Here is a 12,284-nt window from a genome sequence, read left to right as displayed (position 1 = left end):
ATGGTAAGCGCCGATCAGGCGGGAAATCTGCCGACGGATTTTGACGGCCTGCCGATACCGGCGACCGACGATCCCAAACAATATGTCGCCGAAGTGACGCGCGCGTCAGGCTCGTCTTTCTTTTTGCCCATGATGCTACTGCCGCGGCCCAGGCGCGAAGCCATGCTGGCGCTGTACGCGTTCTGCCGAGAAACCGACGATGTCGCCGACGAGATCGAGGATTCCGCCCTTTCCAGCGCGCTAATCAAGGCCTGGGCGGAGGAGATCGAAGCGCTGTTCGCCGGGCATCCCAACCATCCGGTGAGCCACGCACTGGTCACACCGATAGAGCGCTACGGATTATCGAAGGGTCTATTTCTCGACATTCTCGAAGGCTTCGAGATGGATCGTTCGGGCGCCATGCTGCGTCCCACTCTGGCCGAATTGGAGCGCTACTGTTATTGCGTCGCGTGCTGCGTCGGCTTGCTCTCGGTAGAGATATTCGGCTATCGCTCACCCGCTATCCCGGACTTCGCCCTCCATCTCGGGCATGCCTTTCAGCTCACTAATATCCTGCGCGATGTGGCCGAGGATGCCGAGCGCGGGCGCATCTATCTACCGGCCGAACTGCTCGCCAAACACGGGCTGGAGAACGTCACGCCGGATGAGATCATCCATGCACCCGGCGTAGAGAAAGTTTGCGCCGAGGTCGGTGCGATGGCGCGCCGGCGTTTTCTTGAGGCCGCTCGCGCCATGCCGACTTCAGAGCGCCGCCGTATGCGCCCGGCACTGCTGATGCGCGGCGTTTACGAACCCTATCTCGACCGGATCGAAGCCGGCGGGTTTCGAGTCGACGGCCCGCGCATCAAATTCGGCAAGCTGCAGAAATTATCGATGGTCTTTTCGGCCCTGCTGCGCACACTTTAGAGTTAACGGTCCAGAGAGTTAGCGGTCTACCGCAATCAGTCGCGGCAGGATTTCGTTCTCCGCCCGCGCCAGATCCGCGGCGAAATCGATTTCGATCCAGGGCAGGCCGGTGATGTCCTCGAAGCCGAAACGGCCTTTGGGTGAGACGAGGAGCACGTCGCGGATGGCTTCCTCCATGTAATCACTGCGTCCGCCCTTGGAGATGATTTGTCGGGCCGCCGCCGAGAGGTCTCGCGCCGCGGATTCATCGAAGCGGAAGAAACCGACCGACTCACCGTAATATTCATGCGCCCGTTCCAAGATTTTTCGAAAATCTACCGGATGGCCAGCGGCAATTGCGAGTTTCATTGGCTCCTCGCCAGGTTCGACGTCGCGGTCCAACAGAAAGAGGTTTCGGTGTGGGCTGGCGAGCAACCGTTCCAACATGCGTCGGTCGTAGAGCACGTCGCCGTCCATGAGAAGAACATCGCCGCCGCGTGTCATCGCACGCTCAAGTACCGCCATGGTGACGACACTGCCTTCGCGGTAATCCGGGTTGTGCACCAGTTCCACTTTTCCGGCATTCAGGCGCGCTAGCTCGGCCGCGATATGGGCCGCGCCATGTCCGACGCCGAGGGTGATTTCCTCGATGCCCAGAGCGCCGAGTTGGGTGAGATGCCGTTCCAGCAGGCTTCTGTTGGCGAAGCGCAGCAAGACCTTGGGCATATCTTCCGCCGCACCGCCGAGCCGGCTACCAAGGCCGGCGGCGAATATCACGGCCCGCATGGCACTCGCCTCCCGGCAGGAAGCTGTTGCAGCGCATGCACTTCGTCGCGGATAATCATATGCCACGCTCTTAGCTCACCCGCTTATTCGGCGCAACCGCATCGCCCTTACCCGCATGACCGATCGACCGCAACTAGAACAGAGCCCGGAGAAGGCGCAGCGCAAGGGACCGTGGGACCAGCGCATCGCGCGCTTTTTGGTGCGCCCCTTGGTGCGTACACGGGTCACGCCCAATCACATCACCACTTTGCGCCTGTTATCGGGGCTGGGCGCTTGCGGTTGCCTGGCCTATGGCGAGACACCGCTGATCCATTGGGGGGCAGGGCTGTTCGCGCTCTCCAATTTTGTCGACCACATGGATGGCGAGTTGGCACGCCTGAGCGGCAAAAGCAGCCGCATCGGCCATCTCTACGATCTCGCTTCCGATGTGGTGGTCCATATCTTTCTGTTCGTGTCGATCGGTATCGGCTTGTCCGATTCCTGGCTTGGCGACGCCGCCTGGATCATGGGAATCATCGCCGGTATTTCGGTCAGCGGCCTGTTCGCCCTGTTCCAATATCTCGAAACCCGCATGGGACAGAAGCAAGCCGGCCTGCCGCGCTATGCCGGCTTCGAGGTCGAAGATGTGCTGTATCTGATCGGCCCGGCGATCTGGGGTGGCGGCCTCATACCGATACTTATTCTGGCCACGATCGGCGCGCCGTTGTTCGGGGTATGGGCGCTTATCCGCTACCGCCGCGAAATATTCTGGCCACAAAGAACCGCGCCCGAATGACCACGCTGATCACCGGCGCAACCGGATTTCTCGGCTCCGCCGTGGTGCGTTTGCTTGTGGCCGAGGGCCGAGAAGTCCGCGCGCTTGTCCGCGGCGCAAGCGACAGCCGCAATATCGAAGGTCTCGACATCGAGCGCGTGACCGGCGATCTCACCGATAGCGCTTCGCTCAAGGCGGCGGCGAAAGGTTGCGATGCCCTCTATCACGTCGCTGCGGATTACCGCCTGTGGATCCCGAAGCCGAAGGAAATTTATGACATCAACGTGGAAGGCACGCGAAATTTAATGCGCGCGGCGGGAGAGGCTGGTGTGGCCCGCATCGTCTATACCTCCAGCGTTGCCGTGCTCGGCCTCACCAAGGACGGGACACCCGCCGACGAAGACCTGCCGGTCGGCGTCGGCGATATGACCGGCCATTACAAGCGCTCGAAATATCTCGCCGAGCAAGCGGTGCGCGAGATGGTCGTTCGTGACGGCCTGCCGGCAGTGATCGTCAATCCCACCGCGCCGATCGGTGCACGCGATATCAAACCGACGCCAACCGGGCGGATCATTGTTGATTTCGTCAATGGCCGCATGCCGGCCTATGTCGATACCGGTCTCAATCTGGTGCATGTCGACGATTGCGCGCGCGGCCACCTGCTTGCGTTCGAACGCGGAAAATCGGGAGAACGCTATATTCTCGGCGGTGAGAACCTGACTTTGCGCGATATTCTGCTCGCCCTCGGGCGCATCACCGGCCGCCCGGCGCCGGGTTTGCGCCTACCGAACCGTCTTCTCATGCCGCTAGCCTATGTCGCCGAAGGGTGGTGCCGTGTAACCGGCACCGAAACCCGATTGACCGTGGATTCTCTGAAAATGGCGCGAAAGCACATGTTCTTCTCGTCTCAAAAGGCTGCTCAGGAATTAGGGTTTTCGTCGCGCTCGGCCGAACAAGCGCTGACGGAGGCGATCCATTGGTTCGGCCAAAACGGCTATTTCAAATCGCAAGTCTCGTCGGCAATCCGATCGAAATAACACCGGCTGCCAGACGCCACCGGTAGAACAAGGATTCTTGGGCATTCGTAGCTATGCATTGCCTCGGTCTGCTGCACTGCCGCCTCTTCAATTTTGCCGTGCCAACGGTAGAGAGAAACGACGCCAGGGATGATGTTCGCCGATGCGATCAGGCGCGCTTCCAATAGCGACTGCGTGATCTCTTTTGCTTCCGCCTGCTTCGCAGTGGTGATGCAACGGAGGACAGGTTTCAAAATCGCATGATTCTTTTGCCGATTTTACCCGGACACCGGTCATGATACATTCGCGCGGCCTACAAATGGTGCTTGGAATTGGCTGGTTATGGAACCCTTTCAGAATTCAGAGGTCAAAGACATATTTGGCGCCTATCCCGGCAAGCTCAGAGCGAAACTGATGCGATTGCGCCATCTCATATTTGCGACGGCCGCGGAACTCGAAGATGTCGGCCCCCTAGAGGAAACGGTGAAGTGGGGTCAGCCAAGCTATCTCACCACCGAAAGTAAAAGCGGCACGACAATCCGCGTCGATCAAATCAAATCGAAACCGGGGCGATATTGCATGATGGTTCACTGCCAGACATCTCTACTGGCGACTTACCGGGAATTCTACTCGGATGTTTTGCGCTTTGACGGTAAGAGATGCATTGAATTTGACGTCGAAAAAGATCCGCCTGAAGAAGCGTTGCGCCATTGCATCGAGTTGGCGCTGACCTACCACCGCAACAAGCGCCGTGATCGGCTGCCGTTTTGATTCTGAACGGATCATTCAAAATATTTTCGAAATTTTCCGTTGAATTGCCAAGCAGACGCCGAAACACTACAAGCGCAGTGAAACTGGGGTTGGAAGCGGGTTTTGTATGGCGATGATTCGGCGAATTATGGTACTGGCAGGCGCACTATTCCTGGGCGCAATGTTGAGCGGGGGGGTGGCGGCACAGGACTCCGGTGCGCAGGGCAGTATCTTGCATGAAATAGCCGCGGCGGGCAGCGCCGCTGACTTCGCCGACACGCGCGCGGCCACGTCTTCCTCTGAGCGCCGCGCGTCGGCGGCGCGTTTCAGCGCTGCGGTCATATCGGCATTGGCCAACCATCCTCAGCACGCCACCGCCATATTGCGAACTGCGATGGCATCGGCGCCGCGCCACAGAAAATATATCGCCACTACCGTCGTGGCAGCCTTTCCCGGATATAGAGATCTCGCCTTTCGTGAAGCCAATAACCCGCAATCCGCTTCACTCTTGGTGCGCACATCGGCCCAAACGGGCGATTCCGACGCATCTGAGGCCTATGGTGAGCCAGAGCGATCGCACGAGGGATTTGGCTTGAGCGCCATTGTTATCGGTGGCGGCGGACATGATGTCGGGGTGTTCGGAAACCGCAAAGAATCCGGAAAAGACGTCAATATGGAACTGCGATTCACGCCATTTGGCGGCTGGTTGTGGGATTTCATATTGTCCCCCGAGCCGCATATTGGCGGCCACTACAACACCGACGGCAACACCAATCAGCTTTATGTAGGCGGAACCTGGATGTTTGATCTGGGCTGGGGGCTTTTTGCCGGCGGCAGCCTGGGATTTGCGCTGCATGACGGTGAAACCGATACCGATTTACTGGATCGTAAGGAATTGGGCCTGCCGGTGCTGTTTCGCGAATCATTGGAGTTCGGCTATCGGTTCGACGAGCATCACGGCCTATCGTTTCATCTCGATCATATTTCGAACGCCGGCATTGACGAAAATAATGAGGGTCTGGATACGTTTGGCCTCAGATACACCTACCGTATTTAAACAATATCAACGGTTTAACCACGAACCACTCCGCAAATTTAAACAAAAGGCGCTTGCTCGTTTCATGAGTTGGTGTAATTTATAACAGGCGTGGAATCGAAAAAAATCGAAAATCGAGAAAGTCCCGCGCGCCACGAAGAGGGGTACTGAGCATGCCGGATACGCCATTGCTGGATCGTGTGAATACGCCGCAGGATCTTAAACAATTCTCGATCAAAGAGATAAAGCAGGTATGCGACGAATTGCGTACGGAAACGATCGACGCGGTTTCCGTAACCGGCGGCCATCTCGGCGCGGGTCTCGGCGTGGTCGAGCTGACCGTCGCGCTCCATTATGTATTCAATACACCGCACGATCGCCTTATTTGGGATGTTGGCCATCAGGCCTATCCACATAAAATCCTGACCGGACGGCGCGAAAATATCCGCACCCTTCGTCAGCCAGGCGGGCTGTACGGGTTCACCAAGCGCAGCGAAAGCGAGTTCGATCCGTTTGGCGCGGCACATTCCTCGACTTCTATTTCTGCCGGCCTCGGGATGTCAGTGGCGCGCGAATTAAAGGGTGAAAAACGCAATGTGATTTCCGTCATCGGCGATGGCGCCATGACCGGCGGCATGGCCTATGAAGCGATGAATAATGCCGGCGCCATGGACGCCCGACTGATCGTCATCCTGAATGACAATAAAATGTCGATCGCGCCGGCTGTGGGTGCGCTCAACGCCTATCTATCGCGCCTGTTATCCAGCCACTCCTATCGCAGCCTGCGTGAGATCGCCAAGCACTTTTCGAAGAAGCTGCCGCGGCCGGTCGGCGAGGCGGCGCGCAAGGTCGAGGAATATGGCCGCGGCATGGTCACCGGCGGCACCTTGTTCGAGGAGTTGGGCTTTTACTATATCGGCCCGGTAGACGGTCACAATATCGATCATCTGATTCCGATTCTCAACAACGTCAAGGACGACGAAACGCCCGGGCCGGTGCTGATCCATGTTGTGACGCAAAAGGGCAAGGGCTACGAGCCGGCGGAAAGTTCAAGCGATAAATATCACGGCGTGGCGAAATTCAATGTCGTCACCGGCGAACAAAAAAAGGGCGCCTCGGGACCACCGAGCTATACCAACGTCTTCGCCAATGCGCTGATCAAGGAGGCCGAGCGCGACGAAAGCATCGTCGCCATTACGGCCGCCATGCCGAGCGGCACGGGCATCGATAAATTCACCGAGGCATTTCCGGACCGGGCTTTCGATGTCGGCATTGCCGAGCAGCATGCAGTTACCTTTGCCGCCGGTATGGCGACTGAAGGGCTCAAGCCGTTTGTCACGATCTATTCGACTTTCCTGCAGCGCGCCTACGATCAGATCGTGCATGACGTCGCGATCCAATCCCTACCGGTGCGCTTTGCGATCGATCGGGCAGGGCTGGTCGGCGCGGATGGCCCGACCCATGCCGGCAGTTACGACATCACCTATCTTTCCACCTTACCGGGATTCGTCGTTATGGCGGCGTCGGATGAGGCTGAATTGACGCGCATGGTGCGCACCGCCGTGGAGATCAATGACCGCCCCTGTGCCTTCCGCTACCCGCGCGGCGAAGGAACCGGCGTTGAAATTCCCGAGATGCCCGCAGCGCTCGAAATCGGCAAGGGGCGCATTTTGCGCGAAGGAACGTCGATCGCGATCCTTTCGTTCGGTGCGCATTTGAAAGAGAGCCTCGAAGCGGCAGATGAATTGCAGGCGCATGGTCTCTCTTGCACCGTCGCCGATGCCCGCTTCGCCAAGCCTTTGGATGAGGACATGATTCGCCGTCTGGCGCGCGAGCATGAGGTCATGATAACCATTGAAGAAGGAGCTATTGGCGGATTCGCGGCGCATGTCCTGCAATTCCTGGCCAAGGACGGCTTGCTCGACCACGGCCTCAAAATTCGCCCGATGACTTTGCCGGACCGCTTCATCGCCCACGGCACGCCAGATGGCATGTATGCGGATGCCGGCCTGACGACGATTGATATCGTCAACACAGCGTTGGCGACGCTGGGCAGCAATTCGGCGATGGCCGATTTGAGGGCCTAAGCCCGGGAAGGTCCGGGCCCAAACGGTATCGTGACCCAAGTCTCGCAATTTCATCGGAGCGCCGAAAACCCTGCAACAGTTGCGGCCGCTGACCATAGTAAACTTGTTTCCGTGTCCGATGAGGACCTGCAACGAGTCATAGAGGATGCCACCCGTGAATTGCGTGGAGCGCGGCGCGAAGATGGGCATTGGCTGTTCGAACTCGAAGCCGATGCGACGATCCCCTCCGAATATGTACTGCTCAATCATTTTGTCGATGAAATCGACGACGTCGTGGAAACGCGGCTCGCAGTATATATTCGCTCGCGCCAAGGCGCACATGGTGGGTGGCCGCTCTTTCATGGCGGCGAATTCGATATCAGCTGCACGGTCAAAGCCTATTTGGCATTGAAGCTAGTCGGCGACGACCCCGAAGCGCCACATATGAAAAGGGCGCGCGAGGCCGTTCTGGCGCATGGCGGCGCGGCGCGCTGCAATGTGTTTACGCGCACAACGCTCGCCTTGTTTGGCCAAGTGCCCTGGCGTGCGGTCCCGTCGATGCCGATCGAGATCATGTATTTTCCGCGCTGGTTTCCCTTTAGCCTCAGCAAGATTTCTTATTGGTCGCGCACCACCTTGGTGCCGCTTCTTGCGCTCATGACGCTTCGTCCGCAGGCGAAGAATCCACGCAACATCGATATCCGCGAATTGTTCGTCACCCCGGCATTCCAGGAGCGCCACTATTTTCAGGGCCAGCGAGGCATAGGGCGGGTCTTCCTCGGCATCGACCGATTGTTGAAGGGCTATGAAAAAATCATGCCGATGGCGTTTCGCCGGCGCGGGATCGACCGAGCGCTGGCGTGGTGCATGACACGCATGAATGGCGAGGACGGACTGGGCGCGATATTTCCGCCGATGGCTAATTTACTGATGGTTCTGGACAGCCTCGGCTATCCGCAAGAGCATGAAACCCGCAAGACCGTTCGGCGCTCGCTTGACCTGCTGCTGACCAAACCCACCGACGGTAGCCAATATTGTCAGCCCTGTGTGTCTCCCATTTGGGACACTTGCCTCGCCGCGCTCGCGATGATGGAAGCCGGCGAAGAACCGGACGGCGAGAGCATGCGAACGACCAACGAATGGATGGTGGCGCGCCAGATTACCGACGTTAAGGGGGATTGGGCTGAAACGCGGCCCGACGCGATAGCAGGTGGATGGGCCTTTCAATATAACAATGATTACTATCCCGATGTCGATGACACGGCGGTCGTCGCCATGGCTCTCGACCGCGCCGATCGGGAAAAATACAGCAAGCCGGTGCGCCGCGCCGCCGCCTGGATCGAAGCCATGCAAAGCTCGAACGGCGGCTGGGGCTCGTTCGACGCAGAAAACGAAAAATATTACCTAAATCATATACCGTTTGCCGATCACGGCGCCTTGCTTGATGCGCCAACAGTCGATGTGAGCGCACGCTGTATCAGTTTTTTGGCGCAGCTCGGTTATCCCGAAGACCATCCCGTGATGAAAAAGGGCCTCGATTTTTTGCTGCGCGAACAGGAAGAGAATGGCTCCTGGTTTGGCCGCTGGGGAACAAATTATATTTATGGCACCTGGTCCGTCTTATGCGCCCTTGCCGCCGCCGGAGTAGATACGGACTCAGCGCCGGTCCGTAAGGCAGTAGCCTGGCTTGAATCGAAACAACGCGGTGATGGTGGTTGGGGTGAAACGGGGGACAGTTATTATCCTGAGCGGACGGAGAAATCCTTCGCCAAACTGAGCACGCCGTCGCAAACCGCCTGGGCCGTGCTCACCCTTCTGGCCGCAGGTAAAGCCAACAGCGAGCCGGTGCGACGTGGCGTTAATTTTCTACTTAGCGCCGAGCGTAGCGGGCCAAAATGGGATGAAACGGAATTTACCGCCGTCGGATTTCCGCGCGTGTTCTATCTTCGCTACCACGGCTATAGCGCCTATTTTCCGCTTTGGGCGCTAGCGCGTTACCGCTCCTTGAAGGACCTCAACGACCCGCGAACCCCTTACGGAATGTAGCTTCATGGCGGCGCCCGATGGTTTTCGCAACGCCGGCTTCATTTGCGGTTTGCAAGATGAGGCGCGCTGCCTGAGGGCTTCCGGCATCGAACAACGCATTGAAATTTCAGGCGCTAGAACGGCACGCGCGGTTGAAATGGCGCAAAAGCTGCTCTCCGCTGGCGCCGAATCTCTAGTCAGCTTCGGTCTTGCCGGCGGGCACGATCCGCGCCTCGGCCCTGGATCGGTCATCGTTGCCGATCGCGTGTTTGCCTGGCATCAGCCGCTGCCAAACGGACATGACAGTTCCATTTTGCGTGAGATGGCGGCCGACGATGGCGGTCTCCAGGCCGATCCGGAGCTGACCGGCCAATTGCTTGGCGTGCTCGGTGACGACAGCTGGCGTGGGGCGATTGTCGGGGTCAATCAGGCGGTACGGGCGCGGGCCGAGAAGCTTGGCCTTTTCACGCATACAGGGGCGCTGGCCTGCGATATGGAAAGCCATGCTGTGGCCGCGGTGGCGCGCGACGCTGGCGTACCATTCGTGGTGCTAAGGGTTATTTCCGACCCGTTCAGCAGAAATATTCCCAAATCGGCCTTGGCCGGGGTAACGCCAGAAGGCGCCATATCGATTGGCGCTGTTTTGGCAAGTTTGGTCGTGCGACCGTGGGAGATCATCGGACTGTTGTCGTTGGCGCCGGACGCGCGGACCGCCTTCTTAGCGTTACGCCGCGTGGCTCGCCTGAGCACTCCGCTTTTTGGCTCCGTCGGGTGACGGCGAATTTTCGCCACCTTCGATTTCCTCGAGCATGGTCTCGACATGAGTCTCAAACAGATACTCCGCCGGCCGAGCGTTCTTCAAATCGATCTCGGGCGCGAGCGGCCCGGTCGTCTTGACGCCGCGCAAATTCACCCAAAGTGCCTTCAACGGGTTCGACAAGGTATCCTCGACGGCGGTCGCCTCATAACCACAATGAACCATGCAATCGGCACATTTATCATATTTTCCGGTGCCGTATTTTTCCCATTCCGTATCTTCCATGAGCTCTTGGAAGGTCGCCGTATAACCCTCTCCCAACAAATAACAGGGCTTCTGCCAGCCGAAGATGTTGCGGGTCGGATTGCCCCACGGCATGCATTCATAGGTTTCGTTGCCGGCGAGGAAATTGAGGAACAGGCTGGATTGGCTGAAGCGCCATTTCTTATTTTGGCCGAGACGAAATATCTCGCGAAACAGAGTCTTGGTCTTTGAACGGTTTAAGAAATGTTCTTGGTCCGGCGCGCGCTCATAGGAGTAGCCGGGCGACACGGTGATGGCGTCAATCTTTAGGTCATGGGTAACGAAATCGAAAAACTCCGCCACTTCCTCCGGCGCGTGGCCGTCGAATAGGGTGGAATTCACATTGACACGAAAGCCGCGTGCTTGCGCCTCTTTGATCGCGGCAACCGCGCGTTTGAAAGTTCCCTTTTGCGCGACCGCCTTATCATGTGCCTCTTCCAGGCCGTCGAGATGGATCGAAAAAGTCAAATAGGGGCTAGGCGTGTATTGATCGAGTTTCTTGGCCAGCAACAAGGCATTGGTGCAGAGATAGACGAATTTCTTGCGCGCCACGATGCCTTCAACGATCTGCTTCATCTCAGGATGAATCAGTGGCTCGCCGCCCGGAATGGAAACAATTGGCGCGCCGCATTCATCGACCGCCGCCAGGCAGTCTTCCAGGCTGAGGCGCTGATCGAGGATCGCCGCCGGGTAATCGATCTTGCCGCAACCGGGGCAGGCGAGGTTGCAACGGAACAACGGTTCCAGCATGAGCACTAACGGATAGCGCTTGGTCCGCCGGATGCGCTTCGAAAGCACATAAGCGCCGACGCGAATTTGTTGTATGAGAGGTACCGACATTTTCTATACGGCCTTTCCGGGCTCTGCTGTCGCGTTCTGGCTAGGGTGCGGTGATTTGTTCATGGCCGGGCGTGCGGCCATCTTCACCCGCGCGGACAAGTTCTTCCGGCAACTTAAAGCGCACACGCTCTTTGATGCCATCCTGGAATTTGAGTTCGACGTCGGAAAATTCACCCAGCTTCTCATATAATTCGCGCACCAATTGCTCGGGCGAAGAGGCGCCGGCGGTAATGCCGACCCGGTCCACGCCGGCAAACCAGCCGTGATTCAAATCGCTGGCATCTTCCACGAGGTAGGTCGGCACGCCCATTTCCTCGCCGATCTCGCGCAGGCGGTTCGAGTTGGAACTGTTGCGCGCTCCGACCACCAAGATGAGTTGAACGTCTTCCGCAAGGGCTCGCACGGCTGCCTGGCGGTTTTGCGTTGCGTAGCAAATGTCTTTGACGTCTGGGCCGGATATTTTCGGAAAGCGCTTTTTCAACGCCTCGATAACCTCGCGTGTATCATCGACGCTAAGGGTGGTTTGGGTGACATAGGCCACTTTGTCGGGGTTGGACACGCTGACCGACTGCACATCTTCGGCCGTCGCGACAATCTGTGGTCCTTTGCGCAACCGGCCGCTGGTGCCTTCAACTTCGGGGTGGCCTTCATGTCCGATCAGGATGACTTCGTCGCCATCAGATTCATAGCGCTGCGCCTCGACATGGACTTTGGCAACGAGCGGGCAGGTCGCATCTATCACCGGCAGGCCGCGTTTGCGCGCCTCGATTTCGACGCTTTCGGCAACGCCATGCGCACTAAAGATCGTCACCGCGCCGTCGGGTACCTCACTCACTTCCTCAACGAAGATCGCGCCTTTTTCGCGAAGCTCAGCTACGACGCGTTTGTTGTGGACGATTTCATGTCGCACATAGACCGGTGCGCCATAAACTTCGATTGCGCGCTCAACGATTTCGATGGCGCGCTCTACTCCGGCGCAAAAGCCCCTCGGTTCCGCTAATATAACCTGCATCGACTGGCCCCAATATTTGGCGATTCCTACCGGCACTTGTAGCCAAGCCCGATG

At 58.1% G+C, this 12,284-nt stretch carries 12 protein-coding genes; 8 read left to right on the top strand and 4 right to left on the bottom strand.

All coding sequences use genetic code 11. The features are described from left to right. The gene (gene hpnD, locus O3A94_02005; GenBank protein MDA1355024.1) at positions 1–906 is read left to right on the top strand and encodes a presqualene diphosphate synthase HpnD; all 906 of its coding nucleotides are present in this window, start codon (positions 1–3) and stop codon (positions 904–906) included. Positions 907–924: 18 nt separating this feature from the next. Here the strand turns inward: hpnD and O3A94_02000 are convergent, their stop codons facing one another. Beyond that, complete coding sequence (locus O3A94_02000) at positions 925–1,671, bottom strand: phosphocholine cytidylyltransferase family protein (protein MDA1355023.1); 747 nt, start codon at positions 1,669–1,671, stop codon at positions 925–927. A gap of 115 nt (positions 1,672–1,786) precedes the next feature. Between O3A94_02000 and O3A94_01995 the strand changes: the two genes are divergently transcribed. Together O3A94_01995 and O3A94_01990 are read left to right on the top strand one after the other, a co-directional pair. Next, positions 1,787–2,446 (top strand): CDP-alcohol phosphatidyltransferase family protein, encoded by a 660-nt coding sequence (locus O3A94_01995; protein MDA1355022.1) that lies wholly within the window; start codon positions 1,787–1,789, stop codon positions 2,444–2,446. Continuing rightward, positions 2,443–3,462, top strand: a complete 1,020-nt coding sequence (locus O3A94_01990; GenBank protein ID MDA1355021.1) for an NAD-dependent epimerase/dehydratase family protein — start codon at positions 2,443–2,445, stop codon at positions 3,460–3,462. Before O3A94_01995 ends, O3A94_01990 begins: the two co-directional genes overlap by 4 nt. On the opposite strand, the gene cutA is transcribed toward O3A94_01990, so the two are convergent. Continuing rightward, complete coding sequence (gene cutA / locus O3A94_01985; protein ID MDA1355020.1) at positions 3,420–3,695, bottom strand: divalent cation tolerance protein CutA; 276 nt, start codon at positions 3,693–3,695, stop codon at positions 3,420–3,422. The two genes, O3A94_01990 and cutA, sit on opposite strands and share 43 nt — an antisense overlap. Before the next feature lie 88 nt (positions 3,696–3,783). Here cutA and O3A94_01980 point away from each other — a divergent pair, with 88 nt between their 5' ends. The 5 genes from O3A94_01980 (at position 3,784) to O3A94_01960 (ending at position 10,093) form a co-directional block, all read left to right on the top strand. Further along, positions 3,784–4,212: a DUF1801 domain-containing protein gene (locus O3A94_01980; protein MDA1355019.1), complete on the top strand. Its 429-nt coding sequence runs from the start codon at positions 3,784–3,786 to the stop codon at positions 4,210–4,212. Between the two features lie 112 nt (positions 4,213–4,324). Continuing rightward, on the top strand, positions 4,325–5,248 hold the full coding sequence (locus O3A94_01975) for an acyloxyacyl hydrolase (GenBank protein MDA1355018.1): 924 nt from the start codon (positions 4,325–4,327) through the stop codon (positions 5,246–5,248). 146 nt (positions 5,249–5,394) lie between these two features. Then, positions 5,395–7,314: a 1-deoxy-D-xylulose-5-phosphate synthase gene (gene dxs, locus O3A94_01970; GenBank protein ID MDA1355017.1), complete on the top strand. Its 1,920-nt coding sequence runs from the start codon at positions 5,395–5,397 to the stop codon at positions 7,312–7,314. A gap of 111 nt (positions 7,315–7,425) precedes the next feature. Continuing rightward, complete coding sequence (shc, locus tag O3A94_01965) at positions 7,426–9,339, top strand: squalene--hopene cyclase (GenBank protein ID MDA1355016.1); 1,914 nt, start codon at positions 7,426–7,428, stop codon at positions 9,337–9,339. Between the two features lie 4 nt (positions 9,340–9,343). After that, positions 9,344–10,093, top strand: a complete 750-nt coding sequence (locus O3A94_01960; protein MDA1355015.1) for a hypothetical protein — start codon at positions 9,344–9,346, stop codon at positions 10,091–10,093. Here O3A94_01960 and hpnH read toward each other — a convergent pair. Together hpnH and ispH are read right to left on the bottom strand one after the other, a co-directional pair. Next, entirely contained in the window at positions 10,043–11,218 is a 1,176-nt protein-coding gene (gene hpnH, locus O3A94_01955; GenBank protein MDA1355014.1) for an adenosyl-hopene transferase HpnH, read from the bottom strand. The two genes, O3A94_01960 and hpnH, sit on opposite strands and share 51 nt — an antisense overlap. 40 nt (positions 11,219–11,258) lie before the next feature. Further along, complete coding sequence (gene ispH / locus O3A94_01950) at positions 11,259–12,230, bottom strand: 4-hydroxy-3-methylbut-2-enyl diphosphate reductase (protein MDA1355013.1); 972 nt, start codon at positions 12,228–12,230, stop codon at positions 11,259–11,261. Positions 12,231–12,284: the final 54 nt, after the last annotated feature.

The organism is Pseudomonadota bacterium, from assembly GCA_027624955.1.
Lineage (GTDB): Bacteria > Pseudomonadota > Alphaproteobacteria > UBA828 > UBA828 > PTKB01.
This window is presented reverse-complemented; position numbering and strand designations above follow the sequence as displayed.